Here is a 23,621-nt window from a genome sequence, read left to right on the forward strand (position 1 = left end):
CGGGAGACGACGATGCCACACGATACGCCCTTGATTTCGACAATCGTCGGCGGCCTCGTGCTGGCTTTCATCTTCGGCGCCTTCGCCCATCGGCTGCGGATGCCGCCGCTCGTCGGTTATCTCATCGCCGGCGTGCTTGTGGGGCCACATACGCCGGGTTATGTGGCGGATCAGAACCTTGCGCCGGAGTTGGCCGAAATCGGCGTCATCCTGCTGATGTTCGGCGTCGGGCTGCATTTCTCCCTGAAAGACCTGCTGTCGGTGCGCGGCATCGCCGTGCCCGGCGCGATCGTGCAGATCGCCTTTGCGACACTGCTCGGCTGGGGACTCGGCGCCTTCATGGGCTGGCCGACCGGCGGCAGCCTGGTCTTCGGCCTGGCGCTTTCGGTCGCCTCCACCGTCGTGCTGTTGAAGGCGCTGCAGGAGCGGCGACTTGTCGAGACCGAGCGCGGCAGGATCGCCGTCGGCTGGCTGATCGTCGAGGATCTCGCCATGGTGTTGGCGCTGGTGCTGATCCCGGCCGCCGCCAGCATCGGCGGCGAGGGTCACGCTCCTGTCGAGCCGCTCTCGGCCGCACTCAGCCGTCTGTTCGGCCTCGATCTCGGCATCGGCGGCATGATCGCCATGACGCTGGTGAAGGTGGCGTTGTTCGTGGCGCTGATGCTGGTCTTCGGCCGCAAGCTCATTCCCTGGACGATGCACCGCATCGCCCATACCGGTTCGCGCGAGCTCTTCCGGCTCGGCGTGCTGGCGATCGCGCTCGGCGTCGCCTTCGGCGCGGCGAAGCTCTTCGGCGTGTCGCTGGCGCTCGGCGCCTTCTTTGCCGGCATGGTGCTGGCCGAAAGCGAACTCAGCCATCGCGCCGCGCAGGAAAGTCTGCCGCTGCGCGATGCCTTCGCCGTGTTGTTCTTCGTCTCGGTCGGCATGCTGTTCGATCCGAATATCCTGATCGACAAGCCGCTGCCGATTCTGGCCACCATCTTCATCATCGTCATCGGCAAGTCCGTCGCCGCCCTGCTGATCGTGCTCGCCTTCAAGAAGCCGCTCGGCACGGCGCTGACGATCTCGGCCAGCCTCGGCCAGATCGGCGAGTTCTCCTTCATCCTCGCAGCTCTCGGCGTCGAACTCGGGCTGCTGCCGGAGGAAGGCCGCGACCTGATCCTGGCCGGCGCCATCATTTCGATCATCCTCAATCCGCTGCTGTTCTTCCTCTGCGACCGCATGCGGCCGCTGCTGGATGGTGCAAAGCGCGAAGACGCCGTGGCCGACCCTGCTCCCGCTGCAGATGCGATAGCAGCCCAGGAGGAGATGCCGTCTGAAGACGACGAGGTGCACCCGACTGCTCTCAGCGGCCACGCCATTCTCGTTGGCTACGGACGGGTTGGCAGCATCGTCGGACAGAATCTCAAGTCGTCAGCCACACCTTTTCTCGTCATTGAGGACTCCGATAAGCGCATCGGCGAGCTGAAGGTGCAGGGTATCGAAACCCTGGCGGGCAATGCGGTGATGCGGGAAACGCTCGACCTTGCCAATCTCTCCGGCGCCCGCAGCATTGCCATCGCCATCCCCAATGCTTTCGAGGCCTGCCGCATCGCCGAGCAAGCGCGCAGCGTCAATCCATCGATCCTCATCGTCGCCCGCGCCCATTCCGATGCCGAGGTCGATGAATTGAAGCAATATGGCGCCGACACCGTCATCATGGGCGAGCGCGAAATTGCGCTTGGCATGGTTGACCGGCTCGCCCAAGTGCATCATGAGAGTGTGCCCTATGAAGACGGACATGGGCCTGATACAATTATGCCTGCGGATGAGCCTCCGCCGGAAAAAGAATGAGAGATTGGCGCGCTTTTGAGCCGATACGGGAGTGACATCGCCGGGACGGAGAAGATGGAGCTGGAGCAGCGCCGTCTGACGGGCCGTATCGCCGCCTCCCTCCTCGTCGCCATTCTTGCCTATCTCGGCCTGCTTCTCGGCGGCAACCTGATCATCTCGCCTGTTGTCACCGTCAACACACTCTCCTCTTCCGATCGGGATCCGCAGCCGCCGCAGCTGACCGCGCGCGATGCCGTGCGCGGATTGCTTGCCACCGAGCGCAGGCTTGCGCCGAAGCAGGCAGCGCATGACGCCGGATCGCCTGCCCTTGCCGTCGCCCCGGCTCTCGATTTCGCCGGCTGGACCATGCCAGCCGCTTTTCCGGCATTCGAAGCCTCGCTTCGCGCCGCAGTCTCCAGGACCCATCAGCCGCGCGCACCGCCCGCCGCTGCCTGAGGTTTGCGCCGATCGGCGCTCCGACCGACCATTGACGACATACTGCCAGCGCCCAAGCGCCGGCCCTCGATATCAAGGAATACAACATGCGTACTTCACCATGGCTGGTGTTCACCTATACGGTGATCATCCTTCTCGGCCTATTGATCGCCCTGCCGAATGTCCTGCCGCAATCCACCCTCCAGCGTATTCCGGCATGGCTGCCGCATGAGCAGGTGTCGCTCGGCCTCGACCTTCGCGGCGGCTCGCACCTCGTTCTCGAAGTCGACGAAGCCGACCTGACCAAGGAGCGGCTGCAATCGCTGCTTCAGGACGCGCGCCGCGTGCTGCGCGAAAAGGGCATCCAGCCGAAAGCCGTGGTCCGCAGCCAGAACCAGATCGTCGTAACACTCGCCGACGCCGCGCAGAGCGATGCCGCCGTCACCGAACTCAAGACGCTCGCCAACCCGATCAGCACCGGTCTCAGCGCCGGCCAGGCCGATCTTGATGTCGCCGCAAACGGCGCCACGATCACCGTCGGCTTCTCGCCGGCCGGCATTTCCGCCAATGTCGACAACGCCGTTCAGCAGAGCCTCGAGGTCATCCGCCAGCGCGTCGACCAGGTCGGCGTCTCCGAGCCGACGATCCAGCGCATCGGCGCCAACCGCGTGCTCGTCCAGCTTCCGGGTGCACAGGATCCGTCGCGCCTGCGCGAACTTCTCGGCTCCACGGCCAAGATGTCGTTCCACATGCTGGCGCCGAACAACCAGCCGGGACCTGGCGTGACCATGCTGAAGGACGATGAAGGCCGGTCCTATCCGGTCCTCGATCGCGTCGAAATCTCCGGCGACCGCCTTTCGGATGCCCGCGTCAGCTTCGACCCCAACACGCATGAGCCGATCGTCAGCTTCCGCTTCGACAGCGCCGGCGCCACCCGCTTTGCCGACATCACCCGCCAGAACGTCGGCAATCCCTTCGCCATCGTCCTCGACGACAAGGTGCTGAGCGCGCCCGTCATCCGCGAGCCGATCACCGGCGGTTCCGGCCAGATCTCCGGCAACTTCTCGGCCGACAGCGCCACGACGCTTGCCGCCATGCTGCGCGCCGGCGCCCTGCCCGCCAAGCTGACCGTCATCGAGGAACGCACCGTCGGCGCCGACCTCGGCGCCGATGCGATCAAGATGGGTATTTATTCCGGCATCGTCGGTTTTGCTCTCGTCGCACTCTTCATCTTCATTCTCTATGGCACCTGGGGCGTGCTGGCGAATGTCGCCCTGTTGATCCACACGATCCTGACCTTCTCCGCCCTGACGCTGGTCGGTGCGACGCTGACGCTGCCGGGCATCGCCGGTGTCGTTCTCGGCATCGGCCTTGCTGTTGACGCCAACGTTCTGATCAACGAGCGCATCCGCGAAGAAACGCGCAAGGGCAAGAGCGCCTTCGCCGCCATCGACACCGGCTTCCGCCGTGCCTATTCGACCATCATCGACGGCAACATGACGGCCCTGATCGCTGCGGCCATCCTGTTCTACTTCGGCTCCGGACCGGTTCGCGGCTTTGCCGTGACCATGGCGCTCGGCCTGATCATCTCGATGTTCACCTCGGTCGCCTTCGTGCGCGTCGCGATGATCGAGATCACCCGCCGCCAGAGGCTGAAGGTGCTGAACATCAGGCCGCTGATCCCGTTCAGCCCCTATGACAAGCATATCCAGTTCATGAAGGCGCGCTTCTTCGGCGTCACCGTTTCGGCGCTCCTGTCGATTGCCTCGGTCGTGCTGTTCATTCACCCCGGCCTCAACTACGGCGTCGATTTCCGCGGCGGCATCCAGATGTCGGTCAGGACCAGTGCCCCGGCCGATCTCGGAACCTTCCGTGAGGGGCTGAACAGCCTCGGCCTCGGCGAAATCTCGCTGCAGTCCTTCGGCGACAACAACAGCATTCTCGTGCGCGCCCAACGGCAGGAAGGCGGCGAAGAGGCACAGACGGCTGCTGTGACCAAGCTGAAGGCCGAAGTCATCAAGCTCGACCCGAAGGCCACCGTCGAAGGCACCGATGTCATCGGTCCGAAGGTCAGCGGCGAGCTTGCCTGGGCCGGCATCCTGTCGGTCGTCATCGCAAGCTTTGCGATGCTGATCTACATCTGGGTGCGGTTCGAATGGCCGTTTGCCGTCGGCGCCATCGTCACGCTGGTGCTCGATGTCACCAAGGCGATCGGCTTCTTCGCAATCACCGGCCTCGACTTCAATTTGACGGCCATCGCCGCCATCCTGACGCTCGTCGGCTACTCGGTGAACGACAAGGTCGTCGTCTATGACCGCATGCGCGAAAACATGCGGCTCTATAAGTCGATGCCGCTGCGCGAGATCATCGACAAGTCGATCAACGAGACCCTGGCACGAAGCCTCTATACCAATGCGACGGCCTTCCTCGCCCTGGTGCCGATGGCGATCTGGGGCGGCAGCGCGGTCTCGAGCTTCGCGATCCCGATGGTCTTCGGCATTCTCGTGGCCGGCGCCTCTTCGATCTTCATCGCGGCGCCGATCCTGCTCTTCCTCGGCGACTGGCGCCGCCGCCATGCCAAGGCGGCACCGGCAACCGATGCGGCAGTCGAAATCATCCCGCCAGAACAGGGCCGCCCGCGCAAATCGGCGACCTGAGAATCTCGTTGTTAACGTATCCTTGAAGAGGGCGCCGGTTGCAGAGCCGGCGCCCTCTTTCTATTGTCGGCGACTGCATTATGTGCCAATTCAAAGTGTTACCGCGTCCTTTGCGCACCTGAAGAGACGCGGCGCTGTCATTGAGATCGGGGAAGCCGCCAGATGTCATCCAACCCGACAAGACCGCCGGAAACCGCTGTCGCCGGCGACAGCGAGGAGCGCATCAAGCGTTTTCTCGCGACCGCCTCGCATGACCTGCAATCGCCGCTGCGCCACATCGCCATGTATGCCGAGCTGCTGCTCGACGATCTCGAGGAGACGCTCGACGGCGAACAGTTGCAGAGCCTCAGGATGATCCTGGAGAAAGCGCAAGCCGCGCAGCGCCTCACCAAGGCATTGATGAGCCTTGCCGGCGGAACGCCCCAGGTGACGCCTGAAGAGGTGGATCTGCAGGCGCTGGCCGACAATATCTGGGGCGAGTTGACCGACGAGACCGAGGTTCGCGGCGCGACGCTTGAAAGCGTAGGCCTGCCCTCCATCCGGACCGATCCTGCCCTGCTCGGGCTGGTGCTGCGGCATCTGCTGACCAACGCCCTCACCTATCGCAGCGAAGCGCCACCGCATGTGACGATTGCGGCAGTGCGAGAGGGCACCGACTGGTTTATCCGCATCTCCGACAATGGCACGGGCATCGATTCGGCCTATCGGGAGCGGATATTCGAGCCCTTCTGGAAATTGCCGAAAGCGGGAGCGGTTCAGGGCGCCGGTCTCGGATTGACGACGGCGCGGGAGTTTCTGACGGCGCTGGGCGGCGATATCAGCCTCGAGCATTCGGATGAAAGCGGCAGCCGCTTCATCATCCGCCTTCCTATTGCTTGAAATCAGCAACTTCCAGCAGAAGCGTGCAGTGGTTTTGCTGGAAATTGCTTTAAAGCGGTTCAGCTTTTAAGGGAGCGCCGAACCGCTCTATCCTTTTGTTTTTACGCAATTCCCGGCAAAAACCGCTTCGCACTTTTCCTGGAATTGCTCTAGATGCTGTAGTCGTCCTTCCAGAAATCCGGGACGTCATAGGTCACATATTCGCGGATGATATGCTGTAGCGTCTGCGCATCGATTTCGTCCTTGCCGATACGGAAATCGACGCCGTAATCCGGGAATTCCTGGAAATAGCCACCCGATATATCGGTCGAGACGACGCCGATCGGTCCGGTGTAGCCGATGCCGCGCAGTTCCGGCACCGTTTCGCGGAAATCGGCGTTCGGCAGAAGGCGGTTGTCGAGCAGGATGAGATCGAATCGCTCCAAGCGGATCTTTTCCAGCGCGTCACCGATCGAAGGCGAATATTCGACCTCGACGGCCGGCTCGGAGAGATCGGCGATCTTCTTCTTGAGCGCGCGGAATTCGATGAATTCGTCGTCGACAAACAGAACCTTGACGGCGTTCCTTCGGCCCGTTTCGGTGATCATCGTCTCATTTCCCCAATCCCGAAACCAACTTCACGACACCAAACCATTCCTCAAGGCGATCGCCACCATATGAACGCGGTTGACGGCGTCGAGTTTGCGCGCGGCCGCGGTGATGTGCGAATTGACCGTATGTTCGGAGAGACCGAGAATGATGGCGATCTCCGCCGACGTCTTGCCTTCGCTCGTCCATTTGACGATTTCCGATTCGCGCTGCGTCAGCCGTCCGGACATTTCCGGCGTCAGGATTTCCTCGTAGAGCTTGTCGAAAATGCGCATGGCATCGAGAAGCATGTCGGCGATCTCGCTCTGATCGGGCTCCTGACGCTCGCCGCTGAGCACGAGGCAATAGCGCCGCCCTTCCGGCGTGAACAGCGGGATGAACAGAAAGACGCCGCTCAGGAACTCGTTGAAAACCAGCTCGGAGGGATGATCTTCCGGCTGCGCGCTCCGGCCATGGACCGGCGTTGCCAGGAACTGGGCGGACTTTGCCCGGACGGTCCCGAGCGCTTCCTTCAATGTCGTGATGAAAAGGCCGACACGCCGCTCGGCAACATTGGTGATGACGATATCGCGTTCACCGAAAGGAGCTGAAGCCTCGGAAATGCGGGCAAGCGCGAAATTGTCGAAGTTGTAATGCTGCGCCGCCGACTTCAGCAGACGGAAAAAATCGGTGCGGTTGATCGCCCGGCTCAGTTCCGGTCCGGCGTGAAAGGGAATTGCCGGGGCATTGTTCATTCCCACTCTTCCTCTCCTCCCGCCGATGCCTCCGATCCCGAAATCTTGGGATATACGTCTTAGACGCGAAGAGCTACAAAAATTGCGAGACAACTTGATGAGAGATATCGAAAACGGGGACTTTCGATATTTAAGGCGGAAATCATCAATTATCTCAACTACAGGTGATGCACGGGCAGATTTTACTGAGGGGCAGTAGTTCTTACCTGGGTATCGTAAATCTTCTCGTGTTCAACATCCATGAATGCGAGAAGGCAGTGCCAGACGTAAGCGCGAGAGAACCGATAGACCCATTCAGCTAAGGGGTTGGCTGATGTTCGTGGCGGCGAACGCGGGTTCATCGGTTCTCTCAGCGCTTATTTTGCGTTCCATTTCCTTCGCTTCGGTTGCATCTTGTGTTGCGCCCCCGACCTTGTCAATTGCGGTTTGTCGGATGCTCCAGGCAAGCGGCAGAAAACAGGCCGCCGGACTGACGTCGTTTCCTACACTTCAAGATTGAGAATGACTGCGGCAAGGTCAAGGGGTTTTTCGAGATAGAAATCGGCGCCGGCCTCAAGCGCACGCGCGCGATCCTCATCGGCATCCGATCCGCTGCAGATCGCAAGCCGCATCGACTTGAACCGAACATCCCGGCGCAGGCTCAGCACCAGGCCAGTGCCGCTATCGAGCGGCATGTAGAGATCGGTGATCAACAGATCGGGCACGGCCTTGCCTTCCGCCGCGCGCGCCTCCAACGCCTCCAGCGCCATATCGGCTGTCGAAAAGCAGAATAGATCGACGTCTATCTGCTGCTTCCGGCTGATATAGTCGAGATAAAAGAGGTCATCCCTGCTGTCATCGACGTAAAATAGGGTCGGCATCCATCACCGTGATTGGATATTGTTCGAACGAACGTCGCTGTCCTTAGAAATCACGATACCGCGGTTTCACGAAAGTTCGATATATATTACCGCAAGGCATTTCGCAAAAAGCGCGACATCGCCTTCCCTTTGCCTATTGAGTATTCGTTGATTTCGGAAAAAATGACCGCGCAAACCAAGGAGAATAGGCGGGTGCAGGATAGCAGCGACGTGGACCTGCAGGACCAGCGAAGGCGGCACTACCGTGCCTTTGCGATTGCCGTCGGCTGCCTGATGGTCCTTCTCGGCGTGACCGCCCTTGCCGGCTGGCTGCTGCAGGTCGAGATCATCATTTCGCTGGTTCCCGGCTTTCCGTCGATGGCCTTCAACACTGCGCTCTGCTTCGTGCTTTCCGGGACGGGGCTTGCCGCCTCGACACTGACCGGCCGCCGTTTTCGAATAACGGCTACGATGACGGCGGGACTTGCAGCGGCGTTTGCCGCAGCCCGGCTCGTGGAAATCGTCACGATCGGCCGGACTTTCCACAATGTCGACGTGTTGATCTCGCGCTTCCTGGTTCCCCCCGCTTTCATTGTGCAGATCGGCGGCGGCATGGGGCCGAATACGGCGTTGATCTTCCTGATCGCCAATCTTTCGCTGCTGCTTTCGCTCCCGGTGGAGAGGAAAAGCCAGGTGGTGCAGGAGCTGACGAGCTACGTCGTCATGACGCTCGGCATGATCGCGCTGGCGAGCTACGTCACCGATGCCGAACAGGGCTACCGTTGGGGGCCCTATGCAGCGATGGCGCTGCATACGGCGGTCGGCATGGTGATCTTCGGCGCGGGGCTTCTCGCCCGCTCCTGGTGGATGCAGCCGGCAAACCGGGCGCAGATCCCGCTCTGGATCCCGGCTGCCGTGTGCTTCACCGGCCTTCTTGTCGATCTCTATACGCCGCTGGGTGTCGCCAACGGCATTCTCTACGTGCCGCTGGTGCTGACGGCGCTCTGGTTCGGCAACAGGAACGCGCCGCTTTTCTTCGCCTTTGCCTGCACCGTGCTGCTGATGCTCGGCTTCTTCGCCGTCAGGCACGACGAGGCGACATTCTGGCAGGAGATCGCCAACCGCACGATTACGGCCGCCACGCTCTGGCTGATCGCGATCCTCGTCTTCTATTTCATGCGCAACAACCATAACCTCGAAACCGAGCGCGTCCGCTTCGGCGCGTTGTTGCGCGGCACGCCTGATGCCGTCGTCGTCATCGACGATCGTGGAACGATCAGGAGCTTCAATCCGGCGGCGGAAAGCATGTTCGGCTACTCCCCGCAGGACACGATCGGCCGGAACATCAAGATGCTGATGCCCGAACCCTACCATTCCGAGCACGACGGCTATCTCGCCCATTACCGGCAGACCGGCGAGGAACGGATCATCGGCACGACGCGCATGGTCTCCGGACGCCGCAAGAACGGCATCGTCTTTCCGATCGATGTTTCCATCAGCACCGTCGTCACCGGCGATACGAAGATCTTCGTCGGCATCGTGCGTGATATCAGCGAGCGCGTCCGGCAGGAAGAACGGATGAAGGCGACGCTTGCCCAGCTCGAGGCCTATACGGCCGAACTCGAGCGCAGCAACCACGACCTCGATGAATTCGCCTATATCGCCTCGCATGATCTGAAGGAACCGCTGCGCGGCCTGCACAACCACTCCCGCTTCCTCCTGGAGGACTACGAAGACAAGCTCGACGTCGACGGCGTACGCCGGCTGAACCGGCTCGTACGTCTCAGCCAGCGCATGGAGAAACTCGTCAACGACCTTCTGTATTTCTCCCGGCTCGGGCGGCAGCAACTGGCAGTCAAACGCACCGACATCAGCCTGATCGTCAAGGATGTCGTCGCGACGATGGAGCTGCTGCTCGAGGAACGGCATGCCAAGGTCATCATCGACGGCCGGCTGCCGGACGTGGTCTGCGACGCGCCGCGATTGACCGAAGTGTTCCGCAATCTCATCACCAATGCGATCAAATACAACGACAAGCCGGCGCCGCTCGTCTCGATCGGTTACCTCGACCGGTTCGTCGGCCAGGACGGCACGGTTGCCCGCAACGTGTTTTTCGTTAGAGATAACGGCAAGGGCATACCCCAGGAATTCCATGAGGACATTTTCCGCATTTTCAAAAGGCTGGAAAAGTCGCAGGATTCCGAAGATGGTACCGGAGCAGGCCTCACCTTCGTTCGCAAGATCATCGCGCGACACAATGGCGATATCTGGCTGGAATCCGAGGTCGGCGCCGGCACGACGTTCTATTTCACCCTGGGAAGAAAGCGCGAGGGGCAGAATGCAGCAGCGTGACACGCAACCAATCCTGATCGTCGAGGACAGCGAAGACGATTTCGAAGCAACGATGCGCGCCTTCAAACGCACCAACCTGCGCAACTCGATCCGCTGGGCGGCCTCGGGGCAGGAAGCGCTCGACATGCTCGGCGTGATGGCACCGAAACCGGGGCTGATCCTGCTCGATCTCAACATGCCGGGCCTTGACGGCCGCAAGACGCTGGAGGCGATCAAATCGAACGCCGGCTGGCGCAAGATCCCGGTGGTGATCCTCACGACCTCCGACGACGAGCGCGATATCGAAGGCTGCTATGCGCTCGGCGCCAATACCTATGTGCAGAAGCCGGTCGATCTCGACGGGCTCTTCGCTGCGATCCAGCGGCTGAAGGAATACTGGTTCGAAATCGCGATCCTGCCGCTCGAGGACTGACAGATTGGCGGAAGTCTGCAGCATTCTCATCATCGACGACAATATCGACGATCGCGAGGTCTATCGCCGCATATTGGGCCGCGTCTCCAGCACCGCCTATACGGTCGTGGAGGCGGAGACAGGTGAAGAGGGCCTGGCGTTGAACGGCCGGAAACGGCCGAACTGCATCCTGCTCGACTATTCGCTTCCGGGGCGCGACGGTCTCGGCGTTCTTGCCGATATCCTGGAGGCCGATCCCGCCGCCAACGTCATCATGCTGACCGGCCAGGGCAGCGAAACCGTGGCCGTCGAGGTGATGAAGAGCGGGGCGCGCGACTATCTGACAAAGGATTCCCTGTCGCCGGAAACACTGCATCGCTGCATCCAGAACGCCATCATGCACGGCATGCTGGAAGCAAAGCTGGAGCAGAAGCGGCAATCGCTCGAGATCTTCACGCGCGCCATGGCCCATGATCTGAAGGAGCCGCTGCGGACGATCAAATCCTTCAGCCGCATCCTGCACGGGTCGTCGGCGCTTCCGGCCGAAGACCGCGAACTGCTCGATTACGTGCTCAGCGCCGCCGACCATATGGAAGATCTGATCGTCAAGGTCTCGGGCTTCACCAGGCTCGAGGCCTCCGGCGGACCGGAGCTCAGGCCGGTCTCGCTCTCCGCTGTGCTCGACCAGGTGGAGGACAATCTGCGTCAGCAGACCGAGAGCCGCGGAGCCGTCATCATCCGCGGGGCGCTGCCTGAGGTGATGGGCGATGCGACACTGCTGACCCAGCTTTTGCAGAACCTGGTGTCGAATGCCATCCGCTATTGCGACCAGAAGGTTCCGGAGGTCAGCATCACCGGGCAAGCGCAGCGCGATATCTGCCGTCTCACAGTGCGCGACAACGGACCCGGCATTGATCCCGAGCACCGCGAACTGATCTTCCAGCCGTTCAAGCGCCTCGTCGGCCGTGGCATCGAAGGCACCGGGCTCGGCCTTGCCATCTGCCGCCGCATCGCGCAGTTGCATGGCGGCTCGATCTGGTGCGAGCCGGAAAATGGGCCGGGCGCCACCTTCGTTGTCGAAGTGCCGCTCGCCGAGGCAAGGCCCGCGCCGCCGGCCGCATCGGCCATCCCGCACAGCGCCAGGCCGGCGGAGCAGCCAGGCGAAGGTTCGGGCAGGCTCGCCGAAGTGCTGCTGGTGGAAGACAGCCCGGCCGACATCCAGATTCTCAAGATCAAGCTGATGCGCCGGGAGAAGGTGAATTTCAACCTGCATGTCGCCACCAATGGACGCGAGGCGATGCGGCTGCTTGAAGAGCGCGCCGGCATCGCCGACGTGCCGCAGATCGACCTGATGCTGCTCGACATCAACATGCCGATCATGGACGGCTTCGAGGTGCTGCATGCGCTTTCCGCCGATGTCCGCCTCAAGCGAATTCCCGTCTGCATCCTGAGCACCTCAAGCGATGAGACCGACATGCGGCGGGCCAGAAATCTCGGCGCGCGCGCCTATATGGTCAAGCCGCCGACCCTGCAGCAACTGGAAGAGGCACTCGAAGATGTCGAACATTTGGAATTGCTGCAGCGCGGCGATTCGCTTGCACTTTGTGCGGAACAAAACTAAGCGACGGTCATTGGCAACGGTATGACCTTCGCAGCTCTCATACTCGCGCTCCTGACGACGCCGCTTCAATCAGGACTGCTCTCGATGGTATCAGGCATTCATCACGTCACTGCCGTAACCCGAAAGGTGCAGGCGAACGTGGACTTCTACGCCGGGTTTCTCGGCATGCGGCTCGTCAAGCAGACAGCCGGTTACGAGGATGCGACGCAGCTTCATCTCTTCTATGGCGATGCGGCGGGGACGCCGGGTTCCCTCCTCACCTTTCTCGCTTGGGAAGATGGCGCCCCCGGCCGGGCGGGCTTCGGCCAGATCAGCGAAATATCGCTGTCGATCGATCCCGCCAGCATCGGCTATTGGCTGACGCGCGCCATGAGCTTCGGCCTGCGCTCGGAGGGGCCGGCCGACGAATTCGGCGAGCCTGTGCTGCGGCTGAAGGACCCCGACAACATCATCCTCAAGCTCGCAGGCACGAAGACCCTGGCATCACCGGCCGCCTGGGACGGCGCCTCGATCCCGATCGAGCATGCCGTCCAGCGCGTGCGCGGCGCCACCATGCTGACGGAGAAGCCTGCCGAAAGCCGCAGCTTCCTCGAGACCCATTTCGGTTATCGCTTCCAGGCCAATCGTGGCACGATCGACAGGCTGGTGTCGCAATCCGGCGACGTCATCGACGTGCGCGATGCGCGCGGCTTCTGGTCCGGCGCGCCGGGCACCGGCACGGTCGATCACGTCGCCTTCCGCGCCGCGAACGAGGACACGCTGCTTTCGGTGCGCAAGGCATTGGAAGCGACCGATGCATCGCCGACCAACATGCACGACCGCAAATATTTCCGCTCGCTTTATGCCCGCGAACCCGGCGGCACGCTGGTGGAGCTTGCCACCGACAAGCCCGGCATGACCGTGGACGAAGAACAGGCCGCTCTGGGGACGAAGCTGTTCTCCCCGCCCGAAGCCATCACCAATCTCCATGACCTGAAGGTGGTGCTGCCGCAGTTTTCGATGCCCGGCCAGCCGCGCGTCAACTATCGCGAGCTGCCATTCGTCCATCGCTTCTATACGCCCCCCGATCCCGATGGCAGCGTCTTCGTGCTGCTGCACGGTTCCGGCGGCAATGAGACGACGCTGATGCCGCTCCTGAACAAGGCGGCGCCGCGGGCGACGCTGCTCGGCGTGCGCGGCCGGGCAACGGAAGAAGGTTTTCCGCGCTGGTACAAGCGCATCACCCCCTTCTCCTTCGACCAGAACGATATCAAGACCGAGGCCGAAGCCTTCGCGGCCTTCATCGAAGGCGCCGTCAAATCCTACGGGCTCGATCCTCAGAAGGTCGTCTATGTCGGATATTCCAATGGCGCCAACCTGTTGAACTCGCTGCTTTACCTGCACCCGAACCTGGTTCATAAGGCGGTCCTGCTGCGCTCCATGCCGGTGCTCAGCGACTATCCGCACGCCGATCTCAAAGGCACGGACCTGCTCGTCATCAGCGGCAAGACCGATGCCTACGGCAAATATGCGAGCGAGCTGGAAGAGAGGCTGAAGAGTTCGGGCGCTACCGTCGATTCCGACGTCATCCCCGGCGGCCACGATCTCGGCGATGCCGACATTCCGATCATCCAGAAATGGCTGCTGCAGGAAAATCGCTGACGATCAGCCGCGGCGGGCAACCATGATGCCGGCAAGCACGATGGCGCCGCCGAGCGCCTGCATCGCCCCGATCGCCTCGCTCAGCAACGCCCAGGCGAGGATGGCCGCGACGACCGGCTGCAGCAGCAGCGTCAGCGAGGAAAACGCCGGCGGCAGATAGGCGAGCGCATAGGTGATCGCCACCTGCCCGCCGGCATGGCTGATAAAAGCCAGGCCGAAAACGATCGACCAGCCATAGACGGTCGCGGGCAGCATATGGCCCTCATAGATGAGGCCGATCGGAAAGATGCAGACGGCGGCGCAGGCCGTGCTCCACAACATGATGCGGATCGTATCGAACCGGCTGCGCAGCCTGCCGATCGCCAGGATGTAGCAGGCATAGAAGAAGGCGGCGATCATCGCCATGCCGTCGCCGCTGAGATCGCCATTGCCGACAGCTGCCGGCCCGCCCTTCAGAATGACGACGCCGCAGAGCGCCACGGCAAGTCCGAGGATGAAGATGCGGCTGATCCGCGCGCTGAAAAAGAGGAAGGCGATCAGCGTGACGAAAACCGGCGCAAGGTTGGCAAGCAGCGTCGCATTGGCGACCGACGTCATGGTGAGCGACAGGTGCCAGGCGCCGAGATCGAGCGCCAGCATGACGCCCGGGAGAACCAGCATGCCGTAGTCGGAAAGATTTTGCGGCTTCGGACCCCTCTCCTTCTTCATCAGCGAGACGATGAAGATCGGGATCAGCGCCAGCGCCACGCGCCAGAAGGCGGTCGCCATCGGCCCGACCTCGGACAGCCTGACGAAGATCGGCGAGCCGCCGATCGCCGCTCCGCCGAGAAGGAGGGCCGCAAGGGCAAAACGATTGGAAGGCGGGGCTTCGGATAGGGTGGAGGCAGGCTGCGACATGATCTCGATATTCTTGGTCACCCGGATGCCGGGTGCGTATCAGAAGTCGATCACCGGCGACAGCCGAAGAGCGACATATTGATCGAAAATCAGGCAGGATGCCTATTCGTCGCGCGCATCCTCAGCTTTTCGGCGATCTCGCCGGCGACGAAGAAGGCATGCTCGGTCACCTGCGGCAGTCCCATCAGCTCGCCGAACGTGCCGCGCGCCAGCGGGCCGGAGATCAGCAGCGAGGGGTCGGCCCGTCCGGATGGGCCGATCGCCTCCGAACGCTCGGTACAGGCAAGGCCGAGGCCGGTCGGGTCGAGCGCCAGGTGACCGTCTGCCGCAAGTGCTGCAAGCCAGGGCTGGGTTTCGAGAATACCGCCATGCGCCGGGCCGGTGGTGACGACGACAGCGTCATAAGGTCTCTCCAGCGGCTGGCGCTGATGACGCGGCTGCAGGGTGCAAAGGATCAACTCGCCCTCGATGCGCGCATCGGCGACCGAGCCGGCCAGGATATCGAGGCGGCCCGCAGCAACCGCCGCGTCGAGCACGGCCTCGACCTGCGGGGCGATCCGGAAACGGTGCACGTCCCAATAGGGACGCAGGTGACGGACGAGACGGCGCCGTTCGGCAACCGGCAGCGCCTGCCAGAGTTCGTATCCCTGCGCCCGCACCTGGTCGATCACGCCATGCCAGCTGATGCCCTCAGTCTTCGCCGCATCGATGGCGGTGCGGATCTCCGCCAGCAGCGACACGGCGGAATGGGTCGCATCGGAGACGAAATCGCCGAAGAGCGGCTGCGGCACCGGCGCATGGCCGCGAGACCGCAGACCGCGCCGCGAGATCGCGGTCACCGGACCGTCATGTCCGTGCTGCGCCAGCGAGGCAATCACATCGGCGGCCGTCAGACCGTTGCCGATGACCAGCACCCGGTCATGCGGGCGGATCGCGTCGAGCGCTCCGGGCTTGGTGGTATCGGCGACGAAACGGGGATGGGCCGCAAGCCGGATCGCAAGCCGGCCGGGAGCCGCCGGCGGCGGATGGCTGGTGGCGATCGCGACGATATCGGCCTCCGTCACGCCGCCCTTGTCGTCGAGGATCGACCAGCGGCCGGCACGGCGTTCGACACCCGTCACCGCGGCGCGGCAATGACGCACGCTCCCGTCTTCCAGCAGCGGTTTCAGCAGGGAGGCGACATACTCGCCGAAGAGCCGACGCCGGGGGAAGAACGAGCCATCGGGCTGCCTGGCCTCGGGATCGTCGGCGACGGCGTCGCGGGCTTCGATCCAGGCCTGGAATTCACTCAAGTCGCCCGGCTGCAGGCTCATCTTGGCGGCCGGCACATTGATGCGATGAGCCGGATCATCCGTGTCATAGGCAAGGCCACGGCCGAGTTCGGCGCGCGGCTCGAAGACCACGATGGCAGGACGCTCGCCGCAGTCGGCCTTAGCGAGATGATAGGCGACGCCGGCGCCGGAGACACCGCCGCCAATGATGGCGACGACGGGCGGTGCGGACGTCGGGAGAGGCTTGGGCTGCATGGTGGCCGGGATCGTTGCTTCGATATCCGAGCATAGAAGCGGGGCAGCGGTCGCGCAATCCTTTCGCCGCTATTGTCTATAATTTTTATAGGCTTATCCCGATATTGTCGTCGAGAATTCGGGATTGCCGCGGATGGTGTTGCTCACCGTGCAGATCTCGTTCTCGGCGGCGTGGGCGATCTTCTGCCGGGTCTCCTCGTCGATATCACCCTTGATCGAGAAGGCGATGTTGAACTTGGCAACGCGCGAAAGGCCTTCCATCGCCTTCTCGCCGGTGACGTCGGCAGTGATCTCGCTGATCTTGTCGAGAACGCCCATCTGGCTGGCGACGATGCGGGCGCTGAGCACCAGGCAGGCCGAGAGCGAGGAATAGAGCAGGTCGAGCGGATTGAAGCCCGGCTGCGACGGCGCGGTGACGATATCGATCTCGCCCTTGGTGGCGGAGATGACGTGCGGGAAACCGGTGCGGCCGACCACGGCGGTGGCGCCGGTCGGGCGGGGGCGAATCTTGAGATCGGCCATATTGAAATCCTCTCGCAAATATCCTGCGGATGGCGATTCCGCCTGATGCGGCGATGGCAAAGCCCGCCCACCGGTTTCGGAACCTTTCCATCCCTCATCAGTTGAATACACCTGAACGAAATCAGTGACAAAGGTGGATTGCGATGGTGCACGTCCGCAGCATGGATAACCAAGGCCGGCGGATGGATGCTCGTGATCGGCTGATCGTTGCGCTCTATGCGCAGCTGAAAGCCGAGCGGGAGACGCGCGAAACGCTGGAATGGGCGATCCGCAACGGCGCCGTCTCGAAGGAGGTGCTGGAGGCGATCGCGGCCGATCCGGTTCCCGTCGTCACCAGCGAGGATATCGCATCGCTGGAGAAGATCATCGCCCTCGATGAACGGCGCAAAACAAATCGGAACTAGAGCAGGATGCCAACGCCATCATGCTCCCTATTTAATTGAGAAGAGGAGATCCGAAATGGCCGATATCACCTACCAGGTCGTCCCGCATGACAATGGCTGGGCCTATAAGCTCGGCGATACGCTTTCGGAAACCTATGCGACGGCTGATGAAGCGATCTTCCATGCCAAGGACGCCGCGTCGCGCCAGAAGATCGGCGATGGCGATGCGCTGCTCGCCTATCCCGCGCCTGACGGCCGCGGCTGGGCATTTCAGGAACTCGAAACCGACAAGAGCGGCAGCCGGCTCTGATTTGCGACGGAGGATGGAATGGCCGCTCGGGCAAGCTGGAAGGGTCATCTGAAGGTGGGCGACCTTGCCTGCGCCGTCGGGCTCTACACCGCCGTTTCCTCCTCCGACCGCGTCTCCTTCAACATCATCAACCGCAGGACCGGCCATCGGGTGGAACGGCAATTCGTCGACAGCGAGACCGGCAAACCGGTCGAGCGGGACGACCAGGTCAAGGGCTACCAGATTGAGAGCGGCGACTACATCGTCATCGAGGGCGACGAGATTGCCGAGATCATGCCGGAGAGCGACAAGGTGCTGAATATCAAGGCTTTCATCGCCCTCGACGGGATCGACAAGCTTTATTTCGACCGCCCTTACTATCTCGCCCCCGTGGACGAGCATGACGAGGAGGCGTTGTCGCTGATCGCCAGGGGCATGCGCGACGGCAAGGTCGCAGCACTCGCCGAAGCCGTGCTTTTCCGGCGCAACCGGACGCTGCTGATCCGCCCTCATGACGACTACATCGTCGCGACGATGCTGAACTTCGATTACGAGGTGCGCTCGGCCGATACGGTCTTCAAAGACATTCCCGACATCAAATTCGACAAGGAGATGATCGAGCTTGCCGGCCATATCATCGGCACCAAGCAGGCCAGCTTCGAACCAAGCGAATATGAGGATCGTTACGAGGCTGCCCTCGTCGAACTGGTGAAGGCGAAGATCGAGGGCCGGGCACCGCCGAAGAAGAAGAAGCAGCCGGAGCGCAAGGTCGTCGACCTGATGGAGGCGCTGCGCCAGAGCGCGAAGATGAGCGGCAAGGCCCCAGCAACGAAGGATCCGGCAAAGAAGAAGGCGCCGGCCCGCAGCGACAGCCACAGCAAGAAGGCAAGCTGAGATGGCTCTCGAAACCTATCAGGCGAAACGCAATTTCAAGCTCACCCCCGAGCCACGCGGACAAAAGGGCCGCAGCAGCGGCAACAGCTTCGTCATTCAGAAGCACGATGCGACCCGGCTGCACTATGATTTCCGGCTGGAGATGGATGGGGTGCTGAAGAGCTGGGCGGTGACGAAAGGACCAAGCCTCAACCCGGAGGATAAGCGGCTCGCCGTGCATGTCGAAGATCACCCGCTCTCCTATGGCGATTTCGAGGGCATTATCCCGAAGGGGCAATATGGCGGCGGCACCGTCATCGTCTGGGATCGCGGCACCTGGACGCCGCATGGCGATGCGCACAAGGCCTACCGCAAAGGCCATATGGAATTCGAACTCGACGGCGAGAAGCTGAAAGGCCGCTGGCATCTCGTGCGCATGCACGGCCGGCCCGGTGAAAAGCGTGAGAACTGGCTCTTGATCAAGGGCGACGACGCCGAGGCGCGCCATGACGGCGACATCCTCGACGAACGGCCGGAATCAGCCAAAACGGGCCGGCAGCTCGAAGAGGTGGCGGATAATCCCGAAGCGACCTGGAATTCGAAAGCGAAGAACGGCAAAGGGATTGCCGTCAAAAGACCGGCTCCGAAGGCAAAAGCCGCCGCACCCCGGGAACGCGACTGGCCGAAGGGCGCGCGCAAGGCCGCGATGCCGGATTTCATCGAACCGGCCCTTGCCAAGCTGAAGCCGAAGCCGCCGGCGGACGATCGGTGGATCCATGAGATCAAGTTCGACGGCTATCGCCTGCAGGTCAGGATCCGGGACGGGGAGGTCAGGATGCTGACCCGCAGCGGGCTCGACTGGACGGCAAAATTCGGCAAGGCCGTACTCGATGCCTTCGCCGCCCTGCCGGTGCGATCGGCGGTGATCGACGGCGAGATCGTCGTCGAGCGCGATACTGGCGCTTCGGATTTCTCGGCGCTGCAGCAGGATTTGAGCCAAGGCCGCGATGATCGCTTCGTCTTCTATGCCTTCGATCTTCTGTATCTCGACGGCCACAGCCTGCTCAACGCGACGCTCCTCGATCGCAAACATCTGCTCGAAACCCTGATACCCGGCGACGACGACAAGCTGCGCTACAGCGCGCATTTCAACGAAAGCGGCGGACTGGTGCTCGACCATGCCTGCCGGCTCAGCCTCGAAGGCGTGATCTCCAAGCTGCGTGACAGCAAATATACGTCGGGACGGAAGGGCGATTGGATCAAGTCGAAATGCTCGCATCGGCAGGAATTCGTCATCGGCGGCTACGTTCCGTCGACATCGATGAAGAATGCGATCGGCTCGCTGGCGATGGGGTATTACCAAAACGGCGAACTCAAACATGTCGGCCGTGTCGGCACCGGCTATACGGTGGCAACGGCGCAGATGCTCCATGAGAAGCTGTCGCGGCTGACGCAGAGCGAGAATTCCTTCGACGACAAACTGACATCGGAGGAACGGCGCGGGCTGATCTATGTGAAACCGCAACTGGTCGGCGAAGTGGAATTCCGCGCCTGGTCGGCCGACGGCAATCTGCGCCATGCCGCCTTCCGCGGCCTGCGCGAGGACAAGCCGGCAAAGGACGTGACGCGCGAAACGGAAAAGACCACAGCTCGCGCTTTGCCGAAATCGGCGGTGGCGCTCACCCATCCCGACCGCATCTACTGGCCGGACGAGGGCGTTACCAAGGAGGGCCTGGCGAATTACTACGCCCAGGTCTGGCGCTTCATGGCGCCCTATGTCGTCAACCGGCCCCTGGCGCTGCTGCGTCTGCCCGACGGGATCAAGGGCCGGCAGCGGTTCTTCCAGAAACATGCCTGGAAGGGCATGAATCCGCATATCGGCGAGATAACCGATCCGAAGGACAAGCAGGGCGAGAAGCTGCTGCGCATTACCGATTTCGATGGCGTCGTGGCGCTGGTGCAATCGGCCGTGCTGGAAATCCACCCCTGGGGTGCGACGACCGACAATTGGGAAAAGCCTGATATGATCACCATGGACCTCGACCCCGGCGAGGAGGTGGCGTGGGAGAATGTGATCGCCGCGGCTTACGAATTGAAGGAACGGCTGGAGGCCGAGGGTCTCGCCGCTTTCGTCAAGACCACAGGCGGCAAGGGGCTGCATGTGGTGACGCCGCTTGCACCGAAAGCCGGCTGGCTGGAGGTGAAGGGCTTTGCCAAATGGCTTGCCGACAGCATGTCGGCCGACGATCCCCAGCGCTATCTCGCGACGGCGACCAAAGCCAAGCGCCAGGGAAGGATCTTCATCGACTATCTCCGCAACGGCCGCGGCAATACGGCGGTCGCCCCCTATTCGACGCGGGCAAGGCCGGGGGCTGCGGTGTCGATGCCACTGGAATGGGATGAGCTCACCGCCGACATCGGGCCGGCCTATTTCACGGTGGACAACACGCCGACGCGGCTGGACGCCTTGCCGAGAGATCCTTGGGACGGGTTTTTCGCGGCAGCGAAACCGCTGGAAAAGAAGAAGCGATAGCGGATCGGCAATACCCTTTCGCCTAATGCGGTTTGCGCCCGCTCTCAGCAGCCAGGCTCTTTTTCAACGCATCCATGATGTTGATGACGTTGCCGGTCGATTTCACCGGGGCAGGCTTTTTCGCGGATGCGGTCTTCTTCAGGCTCTTCTGTTTGCCGCGGATCATCGCCTTCAGGCGTTTCTGAATCGGATCCTGCACCATGGTGGGGCTCCAATCCTTGGTCTCTTCCTTCACCAGTTGCTTCATCAGCGTCAGCAGCTTGCTGTCGATCTCGGTGTTGCTATCGAGTTCGGCAATGGGATCACGCACCTCGTCGCCATAACGCAGCGTCCAGAGAACGATGCCTTTGCCTTGCGGCTCCAAGAGCACGGCACGCTCGCGACGATAGAGAACCAGACGGGCGATGCCGACGACATCATTCGCCTTCATCGCCTCGCGGATGACGCAGAAGGCTTCCACCCCGACCTTGTCCTCGGGCGCCAGAAAATGCGGCTTGTCGTACCAGATCCAGTCGATCGAGCCGCGCGGCACGAAACTGTCGATGTCGATGGTGCGGGTGCTTTCGAGCCCGACCTCCTCGATTTCCTCGTCTTCGAGCAGAACATAATCGTCCTCGCCGCGCGGATAACCCTTCACCTGGTCCCGCTCGGCCACAGGTTTGTGAGTGACGCTGTCGACATAACGGCTTTCGACGCGGTTCTTCGTCTGGCGATTGAGGACATGGAAACGAACCTTGTTGCTTTCGGTCGTGGCCGGCGTCAGCGAGACGGCGGCGGTGACGAGCGAGAGCTTGAGATAGCCTTTCCAGAATGTCTGACGTGCCATGTCTGTCCTGCCTCCCGGACATGGTTGGGCATCGTTATCAACGGCCTGTTCGGTCTTTGGTTCCGGGAGCTGATGAGGTTTCGATTGACGACGACAGCCAGCGTCCCGGCGCGCGGCAGCGGGTGGCTCGAACCAGTTGGGCGCGACATATTGGAAGGTTTAGCAAACTGGATTCGAGGAATGATATGGCTTAAAGTGGCGCCACATGGCGGGTTAAAGCAGGAACTGCAGCAATAACTCGTTGGTCTGGCTCATGAATTTCGCGCCAACCATATACTGCAGGAAGAGCGACGTGTCGGCTGTTTTGGATTGTGGGAGTGGTCAACCGATCGAAATCTATCGATTTGTGATGGGTCGTAGACAGAAACCAGTGTCGATGATTTCAATGTCGCATACAGAGTCCAGCAGAGGTAAATTGTAATTTTGGCTCAGTCCTATTTCGAATAGGAACATCCCCGAACATGAGATAGAAGAGCTCTTAATGGCGATACAAGACGCGTCTATAGCACGAGACTATTATCAAGGCAGCCACCGTCGGCGGACTGCTTCCAGATGGCGCGTCAGACGGGACGTGCTGGCGAAGCTGGTGCTTACTGTCGCATTCTACGCCGCACTTTGGCGGGCGACCGGCATGTGGTACGGACTGCCGGCAAATTTCGATGACGGCGCGTCGGTAGACCCGCTTCCGATGAAGCTGATGCTTTACAGCCTTATCCCGTTGTCCGGTTTGTATTTTCTGTTGGAACAACGGCAATTCATACGGACCTTTTCAAGAATTTCGCCCCTCATCGGGGTCGTTGCCATTTCCTGCCTGACATCAATCGTGTTCTCGATTGACAGAGGGGCGTCTTTAAAGGGATTGGCCGCCGTCATTGTTCTTGCGCTCCCGCCGCTGCTTTATCGCGCGCGGTATGGCAACGTGGAAGCGTTTCGCATCCTGGGGCGTTTTGCGATCGCGGCCGCATTTATCAATGTTCTCTATACTGCCGCTTTCCCGCAATTTGCCATCATGCGTGGCAGCTATGCCGGCATGGTAAAGGGGGCGTTTTACCACAAGAATACGTTGGGACAATTTTGCTCGGTCAGCTTTGTGTGTCTGTTGTCGACGCAGAAGCTAGGCCGACTTCGTTACAGCACGCTTGTACGGTGGGCTGCGATGCTTTGCCTCCTCGCTTTGATTGTAGCGACAAAGTCGTCGACCGCGGTTGTATTGACGATGTTCGGCAGTGTCATGCTGTATGCGATCCGGATTATCCACGTCTATCCAAATCGCCTTTTTCGCTCATTTGTCGTCGCCCTGCTGTTTCTTCTGGTGGGTTTTGCCGCCAGTTTCATTTATTTGGGTGTGGCCTCTGCCGTTGCTGAAGCTTTCGGCAAAGACCTTACTTTCTCGGGGCGCACCAACATCTGGGAACAGCTGTTTCCGCTGATATGGGATAGGCCTTTAACCGGCTATGGCTTTGCGATGTTCCGCCAGCCCGATGTCATGGAGGAATACGTCAAGGTGACGTTCGACGCGCGGTCGACGCACAACACCTACCTCGAACTTGCCCTCAATATCGGCATTCCCGGTATAGGCGCATGGGTCTTGTTTTTGGTGACTCGTCTGTTCCGGAAGATGACAATCGTCGAAGCCGATCAAGAGCGATCGGGCGCCAGACGGAAGGAGATCGTGATTATCATCCTGATCATGCTTGGATCCATGACAGAGGCAGGGATGATGCTCGCACCTTTTATTCTCTGGCCACACACTGTGATTGCACTCTCCGAGCTGCGTCCGAGGCTGTTGGCAAACCGGAGACCGCGTGAGGCTTGAGACACGG

Annotated in this window: 20 protein-coding genes; 13 read left to right on the top strand and 7 right to left on the bottom strand. The window is 61.5% G+C overall.

Annotated elements, in window-relative coordinates:
- The first annotated feature begins 12 nt into the window (after positions 1–12).
- The 4 genes from ybaL to ACMUVN_RS28545 all read left to right on the top strand — a co-directional run bounded on the left by ybaL (position 13) and on the right by ACMUVN_RS28545 (position 5,783).
- The gene (gene ybaL / locus ACMUVN_RS28530; protein WP_028755573.1) at positions 13–1,833 is read left to right on the top strand and encodes a YbaL family putative K(+) efflux transporter; all 1,821 of its coding nucleotides are present in this window, start codon (positions 13–15) and stop codon (positions 1,831–1,833) included.
- Positions 1,834–1,887: 54 nt separating this feature from the next.
- Positions 1,888–2,268 carry a hypothetical protein gene (locus tag ACMUVN_RS28535; RefSeq protein ID WP_028755574.1) on the top strand — a complete coding sequence of 127 codons (381 nt, stop codon included), beginning with the start codon at positions 1,888–1,890 and terminating at the stop codon, positions 2,266–2,268.
- An 86-nt stretch (positions 2,269–2,354) separates the two neighbouring features.
- On the top strand, positions 2,355–4,904 hold the full coding sequence (secD, locus tag ACMUVN_RS28540; protein ID WP_028755575.1) for a protein translocase subunit SecD: 2,550 nt from the start codon (positions 2,355–2,357) through the stop codon (positions 4,902–4,904).
- A 162-nt stretch (positions 4,905–5,066) separates the two neighbouring features.
- On the top strand, positions 5,067–5,783 hold the full coding sequence (locus tag ACMUVN_RS28545; protein ID WP_028755576.1) for a sensor histidine kinase: 717 nt from the start codon (positions 5,067–5,069) through the stop codon (positions 5,781–5,783).
- Positions 5,784–5,932: 149 nt separating this feature from the next.
- Here ACMUVN_RS28545 and ACMUVN_RS28550 read toward each other — a convergent pair whose 3' ends face one another.
- From ACMUVN_RS28550 to ACMUVN_RS28560, 3 genes are all read right to left on the bottom strand, one after another.
- Positions 5,933–6,370: a response regulator gene (locus ACMUVN_RS28550; protein WP_028755577.1), complete on the bottom strand. Its 438-nt coding sequence runs from the start codon at positions 6,368–6,370 to the stop codon at positions 5,933–5,935.
- A 30-nt stretch (positions 6,371–6,400) separates the two neighbouring features.
- Complete coding sequence (locus ACMUVN_RS28555) at positions 6,401–7,105, bottom strand: helix-turn-helix transcriptional regulator (RefSeq protein ID WP_028755578.1); 705 nt, start codon at positions 7,103–7,105, stop codon at positions 6,401–6,403.
- Between the two features lie 482 nt (positions 7,106–7,587).
- The gene (locus ACMUVN_RS28560; RefSeq protein WP_097631201.1) at positions 7,588–7,965 is read right to left on the bottom strand and encodes a response regulator; all 378 of its coding nucleotides are present in this window, start codon (positions 7,963–7,965) and stop codon (positions 7,588–7,590) included.
- Positions 7,966–8,157: 192 nt separating this feature from the next.
- Here ACMUVN_RS28560 and ACMUVN_RS28565 point away from each other — a divergent pair, with 192 nt between their 5' ends.
- From ACMUVN_RS28565 to ACMUVN_RS28580, 4 genes are read left to right on the top strand one after another with little or no spacing between them, the layout of a single operon-like run.
- Positions 8,158–10,296, top strand: coding sequence for a sensor histidine kinase (locus ACMUVN_RS28565; RefSeq protein ID WP_414815786.1), 2,139 nt, complete (start codon positions 8,158–8,160; stop codon positions 10,294–10,296).
- Positions 10,283–10,708: a response regulator gene (locus ACMUVN_RS28570; RefSeq protein WP_028755581.1), complete on the top strand. Its 426-nt coding sequence runs from the start codon at positions 10,283–10,285 to the stop codon at positions 10,706–10,708. Before ACMUVN_RS28565 ends, ACMUVN_RS28570 begins: the two co-directional genes overlap by 14 nt.
- 4 nt (positions 10,709–10,712) lie before the next feature.
- Complete coding sequence (locus ACMUVN_RS28575; RefSeq protein ID WP_028755582.1) at positions 10,713–12,308, top strand: response regulator; 1,596 nt, start codon at positions 10,713–10,715, stop codon at positions 12,306–12,308.
- A 21-nt stretch (positions 12,309–12,329) separates the two neighbouring features.
- The gene (locus ACMUVN_RS28580) at positions 12,330–13,949 is read left to right on the top strand and encodes a VOC family protein (RefSeq protein WP_414815787.1); all 1,620 of its coding nucleotides are present in this window, start codon (positions 12,330–12,332) and stop codon (positions 13,947–13,949) included.
- 3 nt (positions 13,950–13,952) lie between these two features.
- On the opposite strand, the gene ACMUVN_RS28585 is transcribed toward ACMUVN_RS28580, so the two are convergent.
- The 3 genes from ACMUVN_RS28585 to ACMUVN_RS28595 form a co-directional block, all read right to left on the bottom strand.
- Positions 13,953–14,846: a DMT family transporter gene (locus ACMUVN_RS28585; RefSeq protein WP_414815802.1), complete on the bottom strand. Its 894-nt coding sequence runs from the start codon at positions 14,844–14,846 to the stop codon at positions 13,953–13,955.
- Positions 14,847–14,935: 89 nt separating this feature from the next.
- Positions 14,936–16,372 (bottom strand): FAD/NAD(P)-binding protein, encoded by a 1,437-nt coding sequence (locus ACMUVN_RS28590; protein ID WP_414815788.1) that lies wholly within the window; start codon positions 16,370–16,372, stop codon positions 14,936–14,938.
- A gap of 93 nt (positions 16,373–16,465) precedes the next feature.
- Positions 16,466–16,894: an OsmC family protein gene (locus ACMUVN_RS28595; RefSeq protein WP_414815789.1), complete on the bottom strand. Its 429-nt coding sequence runs from the start codon at positions 16,892–16,894 to the stop codon at positions 16,466–16,468.
- Positions 16,895–17,037: 143 nt separating this feature from the next.
- Between ACMUVN_RS28595 and ACMUVN_RS28600 the strand changes: the two genes are divergently transcribed.
- From ACMUVN_RS28600 to ligD, 4 genes are read left to right on the top strand one after another with little or no spacing between them, the layout of a single operon-like run.
- Positions 17,038–17,298, top strand: coding sequence for a hypothetical protein (locus tag ACMUVN_RS28600; protein WP_097595996.1), 261 nt, complete (start codon positions 17,038–17,040; stop codon positions 17,296–17,298).
- Between the two features lie 55 nt (positions 17,299–17,353).
- Positions 17,354–17,587: a DUF2188 domain-containing protein gene (locus ACMUVN_RS28605; RefSeq protein ID WP_028755588.1), complete on the top strand. Its 234-nt coding sequence runs from the start codon at positions 17,354–17,356 to the stop codon at positions 17,585–17,587.
- An 18-nt stretch (positions 17,588–17,605) separates the two neighbouring features.
- On the top strand, positions 17,606–18,460 hold the full coding sequence (locus ACMUVN_RS28610) for a Ku protein (protein ID WP_028755589.1): 855 nt from the start codon (positions 17,606–17,608) through the stop codon (positions 18,458–18,460).
- Between the two features lies 1 nt (position 18,461).
- The gene (gene ligD / locus ACMUVN_RS28615; protein ID WP_414815790.1) at positions 18,462–20,972 is read left to right on the top strand and encodes a DNA ligase D; all 2,511 of its coding nucleotides are present in this window, start codon (positions 18,462–18,464) and stop codon (positions 20,970–20,972) included.
- Between the two features lie 22 nt (positions 20,973–20,994).
- Here the strand turns inward: ligD and ACMUVN_RS28620 are convergent, their stop codons facing one another.
- Positions 20,995–21,798 carry a Ku protein gene (locus ACMUVN_RS28620; protein ID WP_028755591.1) on the bottom strand — a complete coding sequence of 268 codons (804 nt, stop codon included), beginning with the start codon at positions 21,796–21,798 and terminating at the stop codon, positions 20,995–20,997.
- Positions 21,799–22,279: 481 nt separating this feature from the next.
- Between ACMUVN_RS28620 and ACMUVN_RS28625 the strand changes: the two genes are divergently transcribed.
- Positions 22,280–23,614: an O-antigen ligase family protein gene (locus ACMUVN_RS28625; RefSeq protein ID WP_047613565.1), complete on the top strand. Its 1,335-nt coding sequence runs from the start codon at positions 22,280–22,282 to the stop codon at positions 23,612–23,614.
- Positions 23,615–23,621: the final 7 nt, after the last annotated feature.

It is taken from the genome of Rhizobium sp. IY2, assembly GCF_047532935.1.
GTDB lineage: Bacteria > Pseudomonadota > Alphaproteobacteria > Rhizobiales > Rhizobiaceae > Rhizobium > Rhizobium anhuiense.

Coding starts and splice junctions, on each gene's coding strand:
- secD (WP_028755575.1), top strand. CDS start 2,355: ATGCGTACTTCACCATGGCTGGTGTTCACCTATACGGTGATCATCCTT.
- ACMUVN_RS28550 (WP_028755577.1), bottom strand. CDS start 6,370: ATGATCACCGAAACGGGCCGAAGGAACGCCGTCAAGGTTCTGTTTGTC.
- ACMUVN_RS28610 (WP_028755589.1), top strand. CDS start 17,606: ATGGCCGCTCGGGCAAGCTGGAAGGGTCATCTGAAGGTGGGCGACCTT.
- ACMUVN_RS28555 (WP_028755578.1), bottom strand. CDS start 7,105: ATGAACAATGCCCCGGCAATTCCCTTTCACGCCGGACCGGAACTGAGC.
- ACMUVN_RS28625 (WP_047613565.1), top strand. CDS start 22,280: ATGGCGATACAAGACGCGTCTATAGCACGAGACTATTATCAAGGCAGC.
- ACMUVN_RS28580 (WP_414815787.1), top strand. CDS start 12,330: ATGACCTTCGCAGCTCTCATACTCGCGCTCCTGACGACGCCGCTTCAA.
- ACMUVN_RS28595 (WP_414815789.1), bottom strand. CDS start 16,894: ATGGCCGATCTCAAGATTCGCCCCCGCCCGACCGGCGCCACCGCCGTG.
- ACMUVN_RS28605 (WP_028755588.1), top strand. CDS start 17,354: ATGGCCGATATCACCTACCAGGTCGTCCCGCATGACAATGGCTGGGCC.
- ACMUVN_RS28585 (WP_414815802.1), bottom strand. CDS start 14,846: ATGTCGCAGCCTGCCTCCACCCTATCCGAAGCCCCGCCTTCCAATCGT.
- ACMUVN_RS28545 (WP_028755576.1), top strand. CDS start 5,067: ATGTCATCCAACCCGACAAGACCGCCGGAAACCGCTGTCGCCGGCGAC.
- ACMUVN_RS28590 (WP_414815788.1), bottom strand. CDS start 16,372: ATGCAGCCCAAGCCTCTCCCGACGTCCGCACCGCCCGTCGTCGCCATC.
- ACMUVN_RS28535 (WP_028755574.1), top strand. CDS start 1,888: ATGGAGCTGGAGCAGCGCCGTCTGACGGGCCGTATCGCCGCCTCCCTC.
- ACMUVN_RS28620 (WP_028755591.1), bottom strand. CDS start 21,798: ATGGCACGTCAGACATTCTGGAAAGGCTATCTCAAGCTCTCGCTCGTC.
- ACMUVN_RS28600 (WP_097595996.1), top strand. CDS start 17,038: ATGGTGCACGTCCGCAGCATGGATAACCAAGGCCGGCGGATGGATGCT.
- ybaL (WP_028755573.1), top strand. CDS start 13: ATGCCACACGATACGCCCTTGATTTCGACAATCGTCGGCGGCCTCGTG.
- ACMUVN_RS28570 (WP_028755581.1), top strand. CDS start 10,283: ATGCAGCAGCGTGACACGCAACCAATCCTGATCGTCGAGGACAGCGAA.
- ligD (WP_414815790.1), top strand. CDS start 18,462: ATGGCTCTCGAAACCTATCAGGCGAAACGCAATTTCAAGCTCACCCCC.
- ACMUVN_RS28560 (WP_097631201.1), bottom strand. CDS start 7,965: ATGCCGACCCTATTTTACGTCGATGACAGCAGGGATGACCTCTTTTAT.